The following is a 19,814-nucleotide window of genomic DNA, read 5'->3' on the forward strand; positions in this document are numbered from 1 at the left end:
GTTTCAACCTAAGGAGATTTATGTCAGAACGCGTCATCCTGGCGTATTCCGGCGGCCTGGACACCTCGGTGGCCATCAGCTGGATCGGCAAGGAGACCGGCCGTGAGGTCGTAGCGGTGGCGATCGACCTCGGCCAGGGGGGCGAAGACATGGAGGTCATTCGCCAGCGCGCCCTGGACTGCGGCGCGGTGGAAGCCGTCGTCGTCGACGCCCGCGACGAGTTCGCCGACGAGTACTGCCTGCCCACGATCCTGTCCAACGCCCTCTACATGGACCGCTACCCGCTGGTGTCGGCGATCAGCCGGCCGCTGATCGTCAAGCACCTGGTGGCGGCGGCGCGCGAGCACGGCGGCAGCATCGTCGCCCACGGCTGCACCGGCAAGGGCAACGACCAGGTCCGGTTCGAGGTCGGATTCGGTTCGCTGGCACCCGATCTCGAGGTGCTTGCGCCGGTGCGTGACTACGCCTGGACGCGGGAGAAGGCGATCGCGTTCGCCGAGGAGAACGCGATCCCGATCAACGTGACCAAACGCTCGCCGTTCTCCATAGACCAGAACGTGTGGGGCCGTGCGGTGGAAACGGGCTTCCTGGAACACCTTTGGAACGCGCCCACCAAGGACGTGTACGCGTACACCGAGGACCCCACGCTGAACTGGAGCACGCCCGACGAGGTGATCGTCGGGTTCGAACGCGGCGTGCCCGTGACGATCGACGGCAAGCGTGTCTCCGTGCTTGGTGCCATCGAGGAGCTCAACACCCGCGCGGGCGCCCAGGGCGTCGGCCGCCTCGACGTCGTCGAGGACCGGCTGGTGGGGATCAAGAGCCGCGAGATCTACGAGGCGCCCGGCGCCATGGTGCTCATCACCGCGCACACCGAGCTCGAACACGTCACGCTGGAGCGGGAACTGGGCAGGTTCAAGCGGAACACCGATCAACGTTGGGCCGAGCTGGTCTACGACGGGCTGTGGTATTCACCGCTCAAGGACGCCCTGGAGAGCTTCGTCGCCAGGACCCAGGAGCACGTGTCGGGTGAAGTGCGAATGGTGTTGCACGGCGGCCACATCGCGGTCAACGGCCGGCGCAGCGCGGAATCCCTGTACGACTTCAACCTGGCCACCTACGACGAGGGCGACAGCTTCGACCAGTCGGCCGCAAAGGGTTTCGTCTACGTGCACGGGCTGTCCTCGAAGATCGCGTCCCGCCGGGACCAGACCGCAAAGGGCCCGGCCGAAGCGTGAGCACTCGCGAGGGGTCACTGTGGGGCGGGCGGTTCGCCGACGGCCCGTCGGACGCGCTGGCCGCGCTGAGCAAATCCACCCACTTCGACTGGGTGCTGGCCCCCTACGACATCGTCGCCTCGCGGGCCCACACCGTGATCCTGTTCCGGGCCGGGCTGCTGAACGAAGAGCAGCGCGACGGGCTGCTGGCCGGCTTGGACCAGCTCGCCGAGGACGTCGCCGACGGCAGCTTCGCACCTCTGGTCACCGATGAGGACGTGCACGGGGCGCTGGAACGCGGACTGATCGACCGGGTCGGCCCCGACCTGGGCGGCCGGCTGCGCGCCGGCCGCTCGCGCAACGACCAGGTGGCCACGCTGTTCCGGATGTGGCTGCGCGACGCGGTGCGCCGGGTTGCCGCCGCGGCTCTGGACGTCGTCGGCGCGCTGGCCGCCCAGGCCGCCGCCCACCCCGGCGCCATCATGCCGGGCAAGACTCACATGCAGGCCGCGCAGCCGGTGCTGTTGGCCCACCACCTGCTGGCGCACGCCCATCCGCTGCTGCGCGACGTCGACCGGATCGTCGACTTCGACAGGCGCGCCGGGGTGTCCCCGTACGGCTCGGGCGCCCTGGCCGGCTCGTCGCTGGGGCTGGACCCCGACGCGATCGCCGCGGAGCTCGGTTTCACCACTGCGGCCGACAACTCCATCGACGCGACGGCCTCCCGGGATTTCGCGGCGGAGGCCGCCTTCGTGTTCGCCATGATCGGTGTCGACCTGTCCCGCCTGGCCGAGGACATCATCCTGTGGAGCTCGACGGAATTCGGCTACGCCACCCTGCACGATTCGTGGTCGACCGGCAGCTCGATCATGCCGCAGAAGAAGAATCCCGACATCGCCGAGCTGGCTCGGGGCAAGTCCGGGCGACTGATCGGGAACCTGGCCGGCCTGCTGGCCACACTGAAGGCGCAGCCGCTCGCCTACAACCGTGACCTGCAGGAAGACAAGGAACCGGTGTTCGATTCGGTCGCCCAGCTCGAGCTGGTGCTGCCGGCGATGGCCGGGCTGGTGGGCAGCCTGACGTTCGATGTCGAACGGATGGCCGCCCTGGCGCCGGCCGGCTACACGCTGGCCACCGATATCGCCGAATGGCTGGTGCGACAGGGGGTGCCGTTCCGGTCCGCCCACGAGGCCGCCGGGGCCGCGGTGCGCGCCGCCGAGCAGCGGTCCGTCGGACTCGACGAGCTGACCGACGACGAACTGGCCGCCATCAGCGGTGATCTCACGCCACAGGTCCGTGAGGTGTTGACGATCGAGGGCTCGGTGGCTTCCCGCGACGCGCGCGGCGGCACCGCGCCGGTTCGGGTCGCCGAGCAGATCGAAACCGTCCTGGCCAGCGCCGATAGGCTCAAAAGCCAGCTGCGCGACGCCGATTGAGGTGAGCTTGTTTCCCTGACGGGTCGTGACAGGCAGACTAGACTTCGGGCTCGAAGCGATCCGGTTGAACGGTTGGGGCCGGGTCCTCGTCATCAAGGGGTGGAAGAACAATGAGCGTCATCGCCGGCGTCTTCGGTGCGTTGCCGCCGCACCGATACTCCCAGCGTGAGCTCACCGACTTCTTCGTCAGCATCCCGGAGTTCGAGGGCTATGAAGACATCGTCCGGCAGCTGCATGCAAGCTCCAAGGTCGGCAGCCGCCACCTGGTGCTGCCGCTGGAGCAGTACCCCGCCCTGACCGACTTCGGCATGGCGAACCGGATCTTCACCGAGCACGCGGTGAAGCTGGGCTGTGAGGCGCTGTCCGGTGCCCTCGATGAGGCGGGCCTGCGGCCGCGCGACGTCGACGTGCTCATCACCACCACCGTCACCGGCCTCAGCGTGCCCTCCGTGGACGCCCGGATCGCCGCGCAGCTCGGCCTGCGTGACGACGTGCGGCGGGTGCCGTTGTTCGGCCTGGGGTGCGTCGCCGGCGCCGCGGGCGTGGCCCGCGTGAACGACTACCTGCGCGGCGCGCCCGACGCCGTGGCCGCCCTGATCTCCGTCGAGCTCTGCTCGCTGACCTATCCCGGATACTCGCCGTCGCTGGCCGGCCTGGTCGGCAGTGCCCTGTTCGCCGACGGGGCCGCGGCGGTGGTGGCGGTCGGCGAGCGGCGCGCCGAACAACTGGCCCCCAGCGGACCCACCGTCCTGGACTCGTGCAGCCACCTGTATCCCGATTCGCTGCGCACCATGGGCTTCGACGTGGGCGCCACCGGCTTCGAGCTGGTGCTGTCCAAGGACGTCGCGGCCGTCGTCGAGCAGTACATCGAAGCCGATGTCACCCAGTTCCTCGCGGCGCACGGCTTGACCACGGCCGACATCGGCGCCTTCGTGAGCCACCCCGGCGGCCCCAAGGTCATCGAGGCCATCAATGCGGCGCTCGGCCTGCCGCCCGAGGCCCTCGAACTCACCTGGCGTTCGCTCGGCGAGATCGGCAACCTGTCATCGGCGTCGGTGTTGCATGTCCTGCGCGACACCATGGCCAAGCCGCCGCCGAGTGAGAGCCCCGGCCTGATGCTCGCCATGGGTCCGGGATTCTGTTCCGAATTGGTGTTGTTGCGGTGGCACTGATTTTCGCCCGTGCACTTCTACGGTAAGGCGTCGCTTTTTGGGCTTGAGAGTTTGTGGCGATGGGACCCGGCCGGCGTGGGACAGACCCATCGCGGGAGTACCGCTGTGAGTGACACGAGAGGCCGCCTGGCGATGAACGGCAACACCGAAGAGCTAATCAAGGCTCTTCGCCAATCGCTGAAAGAAACCGAACGACTCAAGCGCGAGAACCGCCAGTACCTGGCGGCGGCGACCGAACCGGTGGCGGTGGTCGGCATGGCGTGCCGCTACCCGGGCGCCGTCGATTCACCAGAGGCGTTGTGGCAGATGGTAGTTGACGGCCGCGATGTGGTCTCGGAGTTCCCGGCAGACCGTGGCTGGAACTTGACCGGGCTGTTCGACGCGGATCCCGACGCCGTGGGCAAGTCCTACGCGCGCTGCGGCGGGTTCCTCTCGGACGTCGCCGATTTCGATGCCGCGTTCTTCGGGATCGCCCCCAGCGAGGCGCTGGCCATGGACCCGCAACAGCGCCTGCTGCTCGAGGTGTCCTGGGAGGCGTTGGAGCGGGCCGGGATCGACCCCGCCACCCTGCGCGGCTCGGCGACCGGTGTGTTCGCCGGGATATTCCACGGCTCCTACGGGGGGCAGGGACGAGTCCCGGGACACCTGGAGCGATACGGCCTGCGCGGCTCGACGCTCAGCGTGGCTTCGGGCCGGGTGGCCTATTCGCTGGGGTTCGAAGGCCCGGCGGTCTCGGTGGACACGGCGTGTTCGTCGTCGTTGGTGGCCCTGCACCTGGCGGCGCAGTCATTGCGTTCCGGCGAGTGCGATCTGGCGCTGGCCGGCGGGGTGACGGTGATGGCCACACCGGCGATGTTCGTCGAGTTCAGCCGGCAGCGCGCGCTGGCCGCCGACGGTCGGTGCAAGGCGTACGCGGGTGCGGCCGACGGCACCGGGTTTTCCGAAGGCGTCGGTGTGCTGGCGCTGGAGCGGCTGGCCGACGCCCGGCGACACGGGCATCAGGTGCTGGCCGTGATACGCGGGTCCGCGGTGAATCAGGACGGCGCGTCTAATGGCCTGGCGACACCCAACGGGCCGTCGCAGCAACGGGTGATCCGGGCGGCGCTGGCCAACGCGCGGCTGGGCACGGCCGACGTCGATGTGGTCGAGGGTCATGGGACGGGCACCACGCTCGGGGATCCCATTGAAGCGCAAGCCGTTTTGGCGACCTACGGGCAGGACCGCCCGGCGGATCGGCCGCTGTGGCTGGGTTCGATCAAATCGAACATGGGCCATACCTCGGCGGCCGCGGGTGCCGGCGGGGTGATCAAGATGGTGCAGGCGGTCCGCCACGGGGTGATGCCCAAGACGTTGCACGTGGATGAGCCGACGCCGCACGTGGATTGGACGGCCGGGGCGGTATCGCTGCTGACGGAGCAGCGCCCCTGGCCGGCGATGGACCGCCCGCGCCGCGCCGGAGTCTCCTCCTTCGGCATCAGCGGCACCAACGCGCACGTCATCGTGGAGCAGTACGTCCCGGAACAGGAAGACGGCAGCTGCCTAGGTGATGACGTGGTGGTGCCGTGGGTGCTTTCGGCCCGCTCGGGTGAGGCGCTGGCCAATCAGGCCGCGCGGCTGCTGGCCCGCGTGAAGGCCGATCCCGGGACGCGGGTGCTGGACGTGGGCTGGTCGCTGATCGCGACGCGGTCGAGCTTCGAGCACCGGGCTGTCGTCGTGGGCGCCGACGGCGCGCAGTTGCTGCGTGGCCTGGCGGCATTGGCGGCCGGCGAGCAGGGCGCCGGCCTGGTGTCGGGCCGGGCGCAGCCGGTGGGCAAGACGGTGTTCGTGTTCCCCGGCCAGGGCTCGCAATGGGCAGGCATGGGCGCTCAATTACTGGACAGTTCAACGGTGTTCGCCGAGCAGCTGCAGCGCTGCGCTCACGCGCTCGCCGAGTACGTCGACTGGTCACTGATCGACGTGATCCGCGGCGTCCCGGACGCTCCCGGATTGGACCGGGTGGACGTGGTGCAGCCGGCGCTGTGGGCGATGATGGTGTCGCTGGCCGAACTGTGGCGCTCCGTGGGGGTGGTTCCCGATGCGGTGATCGGCCATTCGCAGGGCGAGATCGCGGCGGCCTACGTGGCGGGAGCGCTGTCGCTGCAAGACGCCGCCCGGGTGGTAGCGCTGCGCAGCCGGCTGCTGGTGCAGTTGTCGGGCCGGGGCGGCATGGTGTCGCTGGCGTGCGGTCTGCCGCGCGCCGAGCAGCTGATCGCCGGCTGGGGCGAGCGACTGAACATCGCGGCGGTCAACGGAGTTGCGGCGGTGGTGGTGTCCGGCGAGGTGGACGCACTGGCCGAGCTGATGCAACGGTGCGAAGCCGAGAACATTCGCGCCCGCCGGATCGACGTCGACTACGCATCGCATTCCGCTCAGGTGGACGCGATTCGCGAGCCGCTGGCCGGCGCGCTGCACGGCCTCGAGCCGCGGTCCTGCGCGGTCGCCTTCTTCTCCACCGTCACCGGTGAGCCGATGGACACCGCGGGCCTGGACGCCGCCTACTGGTTCCGAAGCATCCGGCACACCGTGCAGTTCGAGCGGGCGGTACGCCGCGCGTGCGACGCGGGCTATCAAGCGTTCATCGAATCCAGCCCGCACCCCGTGCTGATGGCCGCCATCGAAGAAACCGTGCCCGACAGCGAACGGGCGTGCGTCATCCCGACGCTGGGCCGCGATGACGGTGGCCTGGACCGATTCTGGCTTTCGGTCGCCCAGGCCCACGTCGCGGGCGTGGCCGTGGACTGGCGCGCCCCGATGGCCGGCCTGGGCGGCCGGGCCGTCGACCTGCCGACGTACGGGTTTGTCCGCCAACACTTTTGGCTGTCGGGCGGCTCGGCGGGGTCACAAGACGCCGCCACCCTGGGGCTGGCGGCCGCCGAGCACGGGTTGCTCGGTGCCGTGGTACCACGGCCCGATTCCGGCGGTGTGGTGCTGACCGGCCGGTTGTCGACGGTGGTCCACCCGTGGCTGGCCGATCATGCGGTGGGCGAAACCGTCTTGTTCCCGGGGGCCGGGTTCGTCGAGCTCGCCATCCGCGCGGGTGACGAGGTGGGTTGCGGGGTGCTCGACGAGCTGACCTTGTCGGCCCCGTTGCTGTTGGCCTCCGAGGGTGTACAGGTACAGCTGGTGGTCGGCGCGGCCGACGAGTCGGGTGCGCGGCGGTTGTCGGTGTATTCGGCTGGCGCTGCGCCGGATTCGGACTGGGTGTTGCATGCCGAGGGCGTGCTGCGGCCCGGCACGGTGACACCGGCCGCGGACCTTTCGGTCTGGCCGCCCGCCGGGGCGACCGCACTGGACGTCACCGGCGCCTACGCGGGGTTGGCGCAACGGGGCTACGAATACGGGGACGCTTTTCAGGGTCTTCGCACCATGTGGCAGCGCGGGGACGAGATCTTCGCCGAGGTCGCCGTGCCCGAGGCCGGCGCCCAGGACGGCGGCTTCGGAGTGCACCCCGTGCTCCTGGATGCCGCGCTGCAGGCGATCGGCGTCGCCGCCGAGCAGGACCAAACCGTGTTGCCGTTCTCGTGGCAGGGCGTGTCGTTGCACGCATCGGGTGCGGCGCGGGCGCGGGTCCGCATCGCGCCGGCCGGTGCCGGCTCGGTCTCGGTGGAATTGGCCGATGCGGCGGGACTTCCGGTGCTCACGGTGCGATCGCTGGCCATGCGCCCGGTCTCCGCCGGGCAGTTGACGGCGGCGGCTCCCGCGCAGCGCTCCGCGGGATTGCTCGACGTGACGTGGTCGCCGATCGCCCTGGGCGGCGGCGAGGGCCGCGCCGAGGCCAAGGTGTGGGAGCTTGGCGATCATGGCGGCGACGTGGTCAAGGCGGTACACGCCGCGGCCACCGAGATATTGGCCGAGCTGCAATCGGAGTTGCGTGACGAAAGCGGCGCGATGCTGGCCGTGCAGACCCGCGGGGCGGTCGCCCTTGCCGGGGAAGACGTTTCGGACCTGGCCGGCGCCGCGGTGTGGGGCCTGGTGCGCTCGGCGCAAGCCGAGCACCCGGGCCGGGTGGTGCTGATCGACTCCGACGGCTCCCTGGACGTCGGCGCGGTGATCGAGTGTGGCGAGCCGCAAGTCGTGATTCGTCAGGGTGTGGCGTATGCGGCGCGGTTGCGGCCGGTGCGCGGCGCGATCGGGCTCCCTTCCGCGGGCTGGCGGTTGGATGCGGGCGGAGAGGGCACGCTTGAGGACCTGGTCGTAAGCCCGTGCCCGAGAAGGAAACTGGCCGGCGGGCAGGTGCGGGTGGCGGTGACCGCGGTCGGAGTGAACTTCCGCGATGTCCTGGTGGCCCTAGGGATGTACCCGGGTGGTGGCCAGCTGGGAGCCGAGGGCTCCGGTGTGGTCGTCGAGGTGGGGCCCGACGTGACCGGTCTGGCCGTCGGCGACGCGGTGATGGGATTGCTTGGGGTCGTCGGTTCCGAGGCGGTGGTGGATCAGCGCGTCGTGACACCGGTGCCGCCGGGACTGTCGCTGGTCGCGGCCGCGGGGGTGCCGGTGGTCTTCCTGACGGCGCTGTACGGCCTATCGGTGCTGGGCGGGCTGCGCGCCGGCGAGCGGGTCTTGGTGCACACCGCCACCGGCGGGGTGGGCATGGCCGCGGTGCAGCTCGCGCGGCACTGGGGCGCCGAGGTGTTCGTCACCGCCAGCCGCGGTAAGTGGGACACCTTGCGCGCGATGGGTTTCGACGACGACCACATCGGCGATTCGCGCACGACTGGATTCGAGGTGAAATTCCTCTCGGCCACGCAGGGTGCCGGGTTCGACGTCGTGCTCAACTCCCTGGCCGGCGAACTCACCGATGCGTCGTTGCGGCTGTTGGCTCCCGGCGGACGGTTCATCGAGATGGGCAAGACCGACGTGCGCGATCCGCGCGACGTCGCCGAGCGCTATCGGGGAGCGCGGTACCGGGCGTTCGACCTGATGCAGGCCGGCCCCGACCGCACCGCCGCCATGCTGACAGAGATCGTGGGACTGTTGGCGGACGGAACGTTGAAACCGTTGCCGCTGAAGACCTTCGACGTGCGCTGTGCCTCGGCGGCCTATCGGTATGTCAGCCAGGCACGCCACGTCGGCAAGGTCGCGCTGACCGTCCCATCGGGGCCGGGCGAAGTGCTCAGTGGCTGCGGAGGGGGGCTGGTGGGGGCCAGCGTGGTGATCACCGGTGGCACCGGGATGGCCGGTTCGGCGCTGGCCCGCCACCTCGTCGACCGTTACGCAGTGGCCCACGTGGTGCTGGTCAGCCGCACCGGCGCCCGGGCCGCCGACCTGGTGGCCGACCTGGTGGCCGGGCTGCAAGCGGCCGGCGCGCAGGTGTCGGTGGTGGCCTGTGATGTCGCGGACCCCGACGCGGCATCGGCGATGCTGGCCGAGATACCGGCGCAGTACCCGCTGCGTGGAATCGTGCACGCAGCGGGCATTCTCGACGACGGGTTGCTCTCGTCGCTGACCCCGGATCGGCTGGACGCGGTACTGCGGGCCAAGGTCGACGGGGCCTGGAACCTGCACGAGCTCACCCGGCACCTGGATCTCTCGGCGTTCGTGGTGTTTTCGTCGATGGCCGGGATCGTGGGGACACCGGGTCAGGCCAACTACGCGGCGGCCAACAGTTTCCTCGACGGGCTGGCCGCCTATCGGCGCGCCCAGGGACTTCCGGGCCTGTCGCTTGCCTGGGGCCTGTGGGAGCAGGCCTCGGCGATGACCGCGCACCTTGGCGATCGCGACAGGGCCCGGATGAGCAGGATCGGGTTGGCGCCGCTGTCCACCGAGCAGGCGCTGGCGGCGTTCGACGCCGCGATGCTGGCCGACAGCCCGCTGCTGGTTGCCGCCCGAGTGGACCGGGCCGCCCTGTCCGAGAACATCGCCGCGCTGCCCGGACTGCTGCGGGAACTGGTGGCCGGGCCGACCCGACGCGTCATCGACGACGCGGACGTCGCCGGCTCAACAAGCGGGCTGTCGACGCGTCTGCACAGCCTGAGTCCCGAGGCGCGGCAGCGCGAGCTGATCGACCTCGTTTGCGGCAACGCCGCGATGGTGTTGGGCGTGCCCAATCCGGCCGACATCGACGCCGGCCGCGCCTTCCAGGAACTGGGGTTTGATTCACTGACCGCGGTCGAACTGCGCAACCGCCTCAAAAACGCTACCGGCCTTACCCTTTCACCGACATTGATCTTCGACTATCCGACACCCACCGCGCTGGCCACGCATTTGGACGCCCAACTGGCCGGCACCGTCGGCGGCGACGATCAGCCGAACCTGATGGGTCGCTTCAACGACATCACCCGGGAACTGCAGGCGCTGCTCGGGGCGCCCGATTGGAATGCCGACGACAAGTCGGTGCTGCGGGCCCGCATTCACAACCTGCTCGCCGCGCTTGCGCCGGGCGATCTTTCCGACGTCGAGCACCTCGACGATGACCTCGACGCCGCCACCGAAAGCCAACTCTTTGCGATCCTCGATGAAGAACTCGGCCGCTGACACCCCGCAAGGAGCAACGATGCCGGGCACCACGCAGCACGTCGACTACCTGAAACGCCTCACGGCGGATCTCCGGCGGACCCGGCGGCGCGTCGCGGAATTGGAGGGCCGGCTTTCCGAGCCGGTCGCCGTGGTGGGCATGGCGTGCCGCTACTCCGGCGGAGTCGAAACGCCAGAAGACCTGTGGCAATTGGTGATCGAGGGCCGCGACACGGTGTCGGACTTCCCGGCCGATCGCGGCTGGGACGTCGAAGGGTTGTATGACCCCGACCCCGATACCAAGGGGAAGATGTACACCCGCCAGGGCAGCTTCCTGCAAGACGCGGGCGACTTCGACGCCGGATTCTTCGGCATCGGGCCCAGCGAGGCGCTGGCGATGGATCCCCAGCAACGCATGATGCTGGAGATCTGCTGGGAAGCCTTGGAGCGGGCGGGCATCGACCCATTCACGCTGCGGGGCTCGGCGACCGGAGTGTTCGCGGGGGTCATTCACGCCGGGTATGGCGGCGAGGTGAAGGGCGAACTCGAGGGCTACGGGCTGACCGGCTCGACGCTGAGCGTGACGTCGGGCCGGGTGTCCTATGTGTTGGGCCTGGAAGGCCCGGCGGTGTCGGTGGACACCGCGTGTTCGTCGTCGTTGGTCTCCATGCATCTGGCCGCGCAGTCGCTGCGGTCCGGGGAATGCGATCTGGCGCTTGCCGGTGGGGTGACGGTCATGGCCACCCCCGCGGCCTTCGTCGAGTTCAGCCGCCAGCGCGCGCTGGCTCCCGACGGCCGCTGCAAGGTGTATGCCGGTGCGGCGGACGGGACTTCGTGGTCGGAGGGCGCGGGTGTACTGGTGCTGGAGCGGCTGGGCGACGCGCGGCGCCTGGGGCATCCCGTCTTGGCAGTGTTGCGCGGCACCGCGGTGAATCAGGACGGTGCATCGAACGGGTTGACCGCGCCGAACGGGCCGTCGCAGCAGCGGGTGATCCGGGCGGCGTTGGCCAACGCCGGGCTGGCGGCGGCGGACGTGGATGTGGTCGAGGGCCACGGAACCGGGACGGTGCTCGGGGATCCCATCGAGGCCCAGGCCCTGCTGGCGACCTACGGTCAGGACCGCCCGGCGGACCGGCCGCTGTGGTTGGGGTCGATCAAGTCGAACATCGGGCACACCTCGGCCGCGGCGGGGGTGGCCGGGGTGATCAAGATGATTCAGGCGATCCGGCACGGGGTGCTGCCCAAGACGCTGCACGTCGACATCCCGTCGCCGCACGTGGACTGGTCGGCCGGCGCGGTGTCGCTGTTGACCGAGCCGCGGCCGTGGCCCGATCGCGGCGGGGTACGGCGGGCCGGCGTCTCGTCGTTCGGGATCAGCGGCACCAACGCGCACGTGATCGTCGAGCAGGCTCCCGCGCCACTCGACAGCGAACCCGAACCGGTCACGGAGACACCGAATCCGGTGATCCCGTGGGTGGTTTCGGCTCGGTCCTCCGAGGCGTTGGCCGGTCAGGCGCAACGCCTGCTGGATCGGCTCAGCGCCGACGAGGACCTGCGGCCGGTCGACGTGGGTTGGTCGCTGGCGACCAGCCGGGCCGCCTTCGAGCATCGCGCGGTGCTGGTGGGTGCGGACCGCGAGGCTCTGGCGGCGGGGCTGGCCGGGCTGGCGTCCGGGCGGCCGGACCCGGGCGTGCTGGTCGGTCGGACGCGGGCGGCGGGCAAGCGGGTGTTCGTCTTTCCGGGCCAGGGCTCGCAGTCGCTCGGGATGGGCGCCGGGCTGTATGAGCGTTTCCCCGTGTTCGCCCAGGCTTTCGACGAGGCCGTCGCGGCGGTCGGCCCCCACGCGCGGTTGCCGCTGCGCGAGGTGATGTGGGGCAGCGACCCAGAGTTGCTGCAGAGCACGGAGTTCGCCCAGCCGGCGCTGTTCGTCGTGGAGATCGCGTTGGCCGCGTTGTGGCAGTCCTTCGGTGTGACACCTGATGTGGTGATCGGCCATTCGGTGGGGGAGATCGCAGCGGCGTGCGTGGCCGGGGCGCTGTCGCTGCCCGATGCGGCACGGCTGGTGGCGGCGCGCGGCCGGTTGATGGCCGCGCTGCCCGCCGGCGGCGTGATGGTCGCCGTGACCGCGACGGAAGCGGACGTGGCCCCGTGGCTCAACGGAGCCGTGAGCATCGCTGCGGTGAACGGACCGCGATCGCTGGTGCTCTCCGGTGCGCACGACGCGGTGGCGGCGATCGCGGACCGGCTGGCCGCCGGCGGCGCGAGGGTGCACCGGCTGGCGGTCTCGCACGCGTTCCACTCGCCGTTGATGGAGCCCATGATGGAGGACTTCGCGGCGGTGGCGGCCGGGGTGGCGGCGGGCGAGCCGCGAGTCGCCCTGGTGTCCAACGTGACAGGGCAACCGGCCGGCCCCGACTATGGGACCGTCGGTTACTGGGTCGACCACGTGCGCAAGCCGGTGCGATTCGTCGACGGGGTGCAACTCGCCGAATCCCTGGGTGCCGGTGCGTTCCTGGAGGTGGGTCCGGGCGCGGCGTTGACCTCCGCGGTGGAGCAATCCCTCACGACCGACCGGGCGACCACGGTGGTGACCATGGCCAAGGGCCGCCCCGAAGTGGACTCACTGCTGCGGGCGGCGGGGCAGCTGTTCACCGCCGGGGCCGACGTGCGGTGGGCAGCGGCGTTCGCCGACTCCAACGCCCAGCGGATCGAGCTGCCGACGTATGCCTTTGTGCGGCGCCGCTTTTGGCTATCCAGCGATTCGGTGGGTTCTGCCAACATCGCCAGCCTGGGCCTGGCCGAGGCCGAACATGCGCTGCTGGGCGCGGTGGTGGACCGGCCGGATTCCGGCGGTGTGGTGTTGACGGGCCGGCTATCGCTGGCCGCCCAGCCATGGCTGGCCGACCATGCGGTGGCCGGCACGGTGCTGTTTCCGGGAGCCGGCTTCGTCGAGTTGGCGTTGCGGGCCGGCGATGAGCTCGGCTGCTCGGTGATCGAGGAGTTGACGCTGTCCGCGCCGCTGTCGGTGCCGGCGGCCGGGGTGGTGCATCTTCAGGTGGTGGTATCCGCGGCCGGCGAGGCCGGAACGCGCTCGGTCGCGGTGTATTCGCGTGCCGCCCAATCCGATTGGGTGCTGCACGCCGAAGGGATGCTCAGCGACGGTGCGCCCGTGCCGGGCGCCGACCTGTCGGTGTGGCCGCCGCCGGGTGCGGACGCGGTGACCGTGGACGGCGCGTACGACGGCCTGGCGGGCCGGGGCTACGGATACGGTCCGGCTTTTCAGGGATTGCGGGCCGTATGGCGAAGGGGGACCGAGACTTTCGCCGAGGTGGAGCTTCCACAACAGGCAGGGGTATCGACCGGTGGCTTCGGCATCCATCCGGTGGTACTGGATGCGGCGCTGCATGCGCTGGGAGTGGCCGACGAGCGGATCGCGACCGTCTTGCCATTCTCGTGGCAGGGAGTGAGCCTGAACGCCGCCGGCGCATCGCGGGTCCGGGTCAGGCTGGCGCCGGTCGGTGCGGGCGCCGTGTCGGTCGAGTTGGCCGACCCGTCCGGGCTGCCCGTCTTGTCGGTGCGCGAGCTGGTGACGCGCGCCGTCTCGGCCGAGCAGTTGAGCGCGGCCGGGGCGGCCCGCTCCGGCAGCGGTGAGCTGCTCGACGTGGTGTGGTCGCCGGTCTCGCTGCCCGGCAACGAGGCTGGTGCGGACTTCACGGTCTGGGAGTCACCGCTTGCGGGCTCGGGCGAGCTCACCTCCGTTTACAGCGCGACCCACGAGGCCCTGGGTGTGCTGCAGCCCTGGCTGACGGGTGAGGCGGCCGGCGTCCTGGTGGTGCTGACCCGCGGGGCGGTGGGCCTGGCGGGCGAGGACGTCGCGGACCTGGCCGGTGCCGCGGTGTGGGGGCTGACGCGTTCGGCCCAGGCCGAGCACCCGGACCGCGTGGTGCTGGTCGATACCGACGGGACTCTCGATGTCGCGGCGGTGATCGGTTGTGGCGAGCCGCAATTGGTGGTGCGCGACGGTGTGGCCTACAGCGCCCGGCTGAAACCGGCCGATCGGCGACCCCTGCTGCAGCTGCCCGACGCGCCGTCGGTGTGGCGCCTGGCCGCCGGCGACGCGGGGACGCTCGAGGATTTGGCGGTGCAGGAGACCGCGCCGGCGTCACCGGAGGCCGGTCAGGTGCGGGTGACGGTCGCCGCGGCCGGGGTGAACTTCCGCGACGTGCTGGTGGCGCTGGGCATGTACCCCGGTGCCGCGCAGTTGGGCGCCGAGGGCGCGGGAATCGTCACCGAGCTCGGCTCGGGTGTGACGGATTTGGCCGTCGGGGACGCGGTCATGGGGATTTTCGGGCTGGCCGGCTCCGAGGCGGTCATCGACCGTCGGTTGGTGACCCGGGCGCCGCAGGGCTGGTCGATGGCTCAGGCCGCGGCCGTGCCGGTGGTGTTCTTGACGGCCTATTACGGGCTGTCAGTGCTGGCGGGCCTGCGCGCCGGGCATCGGGTGCTGGTGCACGCCGCCACCGGTGGCGTCGGCATGGCCGCGGTACAGCTGGCCCGGCACCGGGGCGCGGAGGTGTTCGCGACCGCCAGCCGCGGCAAGTGGGACACCCTGCGCGCCATGGGATTCGACGATGCGCACATCGCCGATTCCCGCACGCTCGATTTCGAGCAGAAATTCGCCGCCGGTGTGGACGTCGTGCTCAACTCTCTGGCAGGGGAATTCAACGATGCGTCGCTGCGCCTGCTGCGGCCCGGCGGGCGCTTCATCGAGATGGGCAAGACCGATCTGCGTGACCCCGATGCCGTCGCATCGGCCCACCCCGGGGTGACGTATCGCGCGTTCGATCTCATGGAGGCCGGCCCCGACCGCATCGCCGAGATGCTGGCGGAATTGATGGGGTTATTCGCCGGAGGAGTACTGGCGCCGTTGCCGGTCAAGGCGTTCGACGCGCGCAGCGCCGCCGATGCCTACCGGTTCGTCAGCCAGGCCCGCCACATCGGCAAGGTCGTGCTCACCATGCCGGACGGGCCCGCCGGGCTGGCCGGCGGCACCGCGCTGATCACCGGCGGCACCGGCATGGCGGGTTCCGCGCTGGCTCGGCATCTCGTCGAGCGGCACCGGGTGCCCCACGTGATGCTGGTCAGTCGCGGCGGTGAACGCGCCGACGGCATCGCCGCGCTCGTCGCAGAATTGCGCGACGCGGGGGCTTCGGTGGCCGTGCTGGCGTGCGACGTCGGCGACCGAGACGCCGTCGCGGCACTGCTGGCGCAGGTTCCGGAACGGTACCCGCTGCGGTCGGTGTTCCACGCGGCGGGCGTGCTCGACGACGCGGTGATCGCGTCGTTGACGCCCGCGCGCATCGACACGGTGTTGCGGTCCAAGGTCGACGGGGCCTGGCATCTGCACGAGCTCACCAAAGAGCTGGATTTGTCGGCGTTCGTGGCGTTTTCGTCGATGGCGGGCATCGTGGGTGCACCGGGGCAAGGGAATTACGCCGCGGCCAACAGCTTCCTCGACGCGCTGGCGGCGCATCGCCGCGCTCACGGGCTGCCGGGCCTGTCGGTGGCCTGGGGAATGTGGGAAGAGACCTCCACGATGACCCAACACCTCGGTGAACGTGACAAGGCCAGGATGAGCCGGGCCGGGCTGAGCGCGTTGTCCACCCGGCAGGCACTGGACCTGTTGGACGCCGCGTTGCTGACCGAACACCCCATGGTGGTGGGCACGCGGCTGGACAGGGGAGCGCTGGCGCATCACAGCGACACGCTGCCGCCGTTGCTGAGCCAGTTGGCCACCCGGCCGGCACGTCGGGTCCTGGAGCCCACCGACATGGTGTCCCTGACGGGCCTGCGGGCGCGCCTGGAGGGCATGACCCCCGACCAGCGGCACGGCGAACTGGTCGAACTGGTCTGCAGCAACGCCGCCACGGTACTGGGCCACAGCACCGCGGACGTCAACGCCGACGACGCGTTCGGCGACCTCGGCTTCGATTCGCTGACCGCCGTCGAACTGCGCAACCGGCTGAAAATCGCCACCGGGCTGACTCTTTCGCCCACGCTGATCTTCGACCAGCCCACACCGGGTGCGCTTGCCGAACACCTCGAGGCCCAGCTGGCCAGCAGTGGCCCCGGAGGGGCTACCGCCGCGCCGCCCGATCGAATGCCCCGCTTCAACGACATCGCCCGGGAGCTGCAGGCACTGCTCAACCAGCCCGATCTGCCACCCGGCGACAAGGCCCAGCTCATCAGCCGGCTGGAAAGCCTGTTGAGCACCGTGACGAGCCCGCCGCCGGCGCCGCTCCTGCTGGCCCCCGAGGACGCGTTCGACGACGACATCTCCACCGCCACCGAGAGCCAGCTTTTCGCGATCCTCGACGACGAAGTCGGCCCCTGACCTTGCCGCCGACAGACGTAGCGATCATCGGGCTGGCATGCAGGTTCCCCGCCGCGGCCGGCCCCGGCGCGTTCTGGGGCCTGATCCGCGACGGGCGCGAGGCGACTCAATTCACCGAGGACGCCGGCGAATTCGATGCCGACTTCTTCAACCTGTCACCGCGTGAGGCGAGCGCGATGGACCCCCGGCAACGCCTGGCCCTCGAACTGAGCTGGGAGCTGTTCGAAGACGCCTTCTTGGTGCCGGAAACGCTTCGGGGAAGACAGATTTCGGTGTACCTGGGGGCGATGACCGATGACTACGCCGCGCTGACACTGCGAGATCTCACCGACAACCTCGACCACCACACCTTCACCGGGATCAGCCGAGCGATGATCGCCAACCGCATCTCGTATGCCTTCGGGTTGCAGGGGCCGAGCATGACCGTCGATTCCGGCCAGTCGTCTTCTCTGGTGGCGGTGCACCTCGGCTGCGAAAGTGTGGCCTCCGGTCAGTCGACGCTGGCGATCGCGGGCGGGGTCCACCTCAACCTCGCCGACGAATTCACTATGCTGGAGCGGGAATTCGGCGCGGTATCGGTGTCCGGTCACACCTATGCGTTCGATCGGCGCGCCGACGGCTACGTGCGCGGTGAAGGCGGCGGGCTGGTGCTGCTGAAGCCGTTGCCGTCGGCACTCGACGACGGTGACCGCATCCGCGCGGTCATTCGCGGCAGCGCCGTCGGCAACGCCGGGCACAGCGCGACCGCCCAGACCGTGCCGTCGGCGCGCGGTGAGGCCGAAGTGATCCGGCGCGCGCTCGCCGATGCCGGCCTGCGGGGCAGCGATATCGACTACGTCGAGGCTCACGGCACGGGGACGAAGGTCGGCGACGCGATCGAGGCTCTGGCATTGGGGGAGGTCTTCGCCGAGCGCGCCCACGATCCGGTGCGGGTGGGATCGGTGAAGACCAACATCGGTCACGCCGGAGCCGCCGCGGGAATCGCGGGCCTGCTCAAGGCCGTACTGGCGATCGAACATGCCACCATCCCGCCCAGCCTCAACTACGCTGACCCGGATGTCGACCTGAAAAGCCTTGGGCTGCAGGTCAACACCGCCCTGGAGCCGTGGTCGCCGGTCGGCCATCCGCGACGGGCCGGGGTGTCGTCGTTCGGAATGGGCGGCACAAACGCGCACCTCATCGTCGAGCAAACCCCCATCCGACAAGACACCAGGTGCCCCCAAACGCCCGGGTCCGCAGCCGAGGCATTGCCATGGGTATTGTCGGCCCGCTCTGAGCAGGCACTGGTCAACCAGGCGCAACGGCTGTCCGCTTATGTGGCCGACCGGGCCGATGTGAGCCCACTCGACATGGCCTGGTCGTTGGTCAGCACCCGAACGGCCTTCGAGCACCGCGCGGTGGTGGTCGGCGGCGATCGTGTGGCGCTGGCGCGCGGTCTGGCGGCCCTCGCGGCGGGCGAGTCAGCGCCGGATGTGGCTGTGGGCCGGGCGATCTCGTCGGGCAAGACCGTCTTTGTGTTCCCGGGTCAAGGGTCGCAGTGGTTGGGGATGGGACGGCAACTCTATGACCGGTTCGACGTGTTCGCCCGGGCCTTCGACGAGGCCGCCGCGGCGGTCGACGCTCATCTGCGGCTGCCGCTGCGCGAGGTGATGTGGGGCAGCGACCCGGAGTTGTTGCGTAGCACCGAGTTTGCCCAGCCGGCCTTGTTCGTGCTCGGGATCGCGCTGGCGGCGTTGTGGCGGTCCTTCGGTGTGGCGCCCGACGTGGTGATGGGCCACTCGGTGGGGGAGATCGCGGCGGCATGTGTGGCCGGCGTGCTGTCGCTCGCGGATGCGGCGCGCATGGTGGCGGCGCGCGGCCGATTGATGGCAGCATTGCCGGCCGGCGGGGTGATGGTGGCGGTCGGTGCCGGCGAGGCCGAGGTGGCCGGGTTGCTGACCGACGGGGTGAGTATCGCCGCGGTCAACGGCCCCGACGCCGTGGTGCTTTCCGGCGCGCAGACGCCGGTGGAAGCGCTGGCGGACCGGCTGGCGCACGAGGGGCGGCGCGCCCACCGGTTGGCGGTGTCGCACGCGTTTCATTCGCCGCTGATGCAGCCGATGGTGGCGGAATTCATCGCGGCGCAGGCCGGCATCGAGGTGGGGGCACCGCGAATCGGATTGGTGTCCAACGTGACCGGGCGGGTCGCCGGCATCGGGTACGGGTCGCCCCAGTACTGGGCGGCGCATGTCGTTGCGCCGGTGCGCTTCTTCGAGGGCGTACGCGCCGCCGAGGCGGCGGGCGCCGAACTCTTCGTGGAGCTGGGTCCAGGCGCCTCGCTGTCGGCGGCGGTGGACCAATCGCTGAGCACCGAGCGGGCCATGTCGGTGCCCACCATGGCCAAGGATCGGCCCGAGACGGAATCGCTGCTGGGCGCGGTGAGCCAGCTGTTCACCCGCGGCCTCAACCCGAACTGGCCGGGACTGTTCGCCGGGCTGAACGTGCGGCGGGTCGAGTTGCCAACGTATGGCTTTGCGCGGCAGAGGTTTTGGCTGGGTGCGGGCGGTTCGGGGTCTCCACCCGCAACGGCGACTCGGACGCCCGACCTGGCGCACCGGCTGCACGCACTTGCGCCCGACGACCAGCAACGGGCGCTGGTGGAGCTGGTCTGCGAACATGCGGCGGCGGTGTCGGGACATCCGGGCGGCCACGCCATCGACCACGACCGCGCTTTCGCCGACCTCGGCTTCGATTCGATGATCGGGGTCGAGCTACGCAACCGGCTCACCAGTCATACCGGCCTGGCTCTGTCGCGAACGCTGATCTTTGATTACCCGACGCCGGCCGCGCTGGCCGACCAGCTACGCCGGCAGCTCCTGCATGACGAGGCGGGCGAATCGGAGGAGGAAAAAATTTGGTCGGCGCTGCACAACATTCCGGTGCGCGAGCTTCGAAGAACCGGATTGCTCGACAAACTTCTATTGCTCGCCGGCACGCCGGAAACACCCGTCCCCGATGCAAATGTCAGTGCCGACGACATCGACTCGTTGAGCCCCGAGGCGTTGATCGCGATGGCGCTCAGCTCGACGGACGAGGATGACACCGGATGACGAATTCTGTGCTGGCG

6 protein-coding genes are annotated in these 19,814 nt (G+C 70.2%); all 6 read left to right on the plus strand.

Annotation, left to right across the window (positions count from 1 at the left end; translation table 11 throughout):
* The first annotated feature begins 20 nt into the window (after positions 1-20).
* The 6 genes from A5753_RS08570 to A5753_RS08595 all read left to right on the plus strand — a co-directional run bounded on the left by A5753_RS08570 (position 21) and on the right by A5753_RS08595 (position 19,797).
* Positions 21-1,238: an argininosuccinate synthase gene (locus tag A5753_RS08570; RefSeq protein WP_067125743.1), complete on the plus strand. Its 1,218-nt coding sequence runs from the start codon at positions 21-23 to the stop codon at positions 1,236-1,238.
* Positions 1,235-2,653: an argininosuccinate lyase gene (argH, locus tag A5753_RS08575; RefSeq protein ID WP_067125746.1), complete on the plus strand. Its 1,419-nt coding sequence runs from the start codon at positions 1,235-1,237 to the stop codon at positions 2,651-2,653. Before A5753_RS08570 ends, argH begins: the two co-directional genes overlap by 4 nt.
* Before the next feature lie 110 nt (positions 2,654-2,763).
* On the plus strand, positions 2,764-3,825 hold the full coding sequence (locus A5753_RS08580; RefSeq protein WP_067125749.1) for a type III polyketide synthase: 1,062 nt from the start codon (positions 2,764-2,766) through the stop codon (positions 3,823-3,825).
* Between the two features lie 132 nt (positions 3,826-3,957).
* Complete coding sequence (locus A5753_RS08585) at positions 3,958-10,335, plus strand: type I polyketide synthase (RefSeq protein WP_067125751.1); 6,378 nt, start codon at positions 3,958-3,960, stop codon at positions 10,333-10,335.
* 19 nt (positions 10,336-10,354) lie between these two features.
* Positions 10,355-16,708, plus strand: coding sequence for an SDR family NAD(P)-dependent oxidoreductase (locus A5753_RS08590; RefSeq protein ID WP_369829301.1), 6,354 nt, complete (start codon positions 10,355-10,357; stop codon positions 16,706-16,708).
* Between the two features lie 2 nt (positions 16,709-16,710).
* Complete coding sequence (locus tag A5753_RS08595; protein WP_067125755.1) at positions 16,711-19,797, plus strand: type I polyketide synthase; 3,087 nt, start codon at positions 16,711-16,713, stop codon at positions 19,795-19,797.
* The last annotated feature ends 17 nt before the right edge of the window (positions 19,798-19,814 follow it).

Source organism: Mycobacterium sp. 852002-51971_SCH5477799-a (genome assembly GCF_001667145.1).
Classification (GTDB): Bacteria; Actinomycetota; Actinomycetes; order Mycobacteriales; family Mycobacteriaceae; genus Mycobacterium.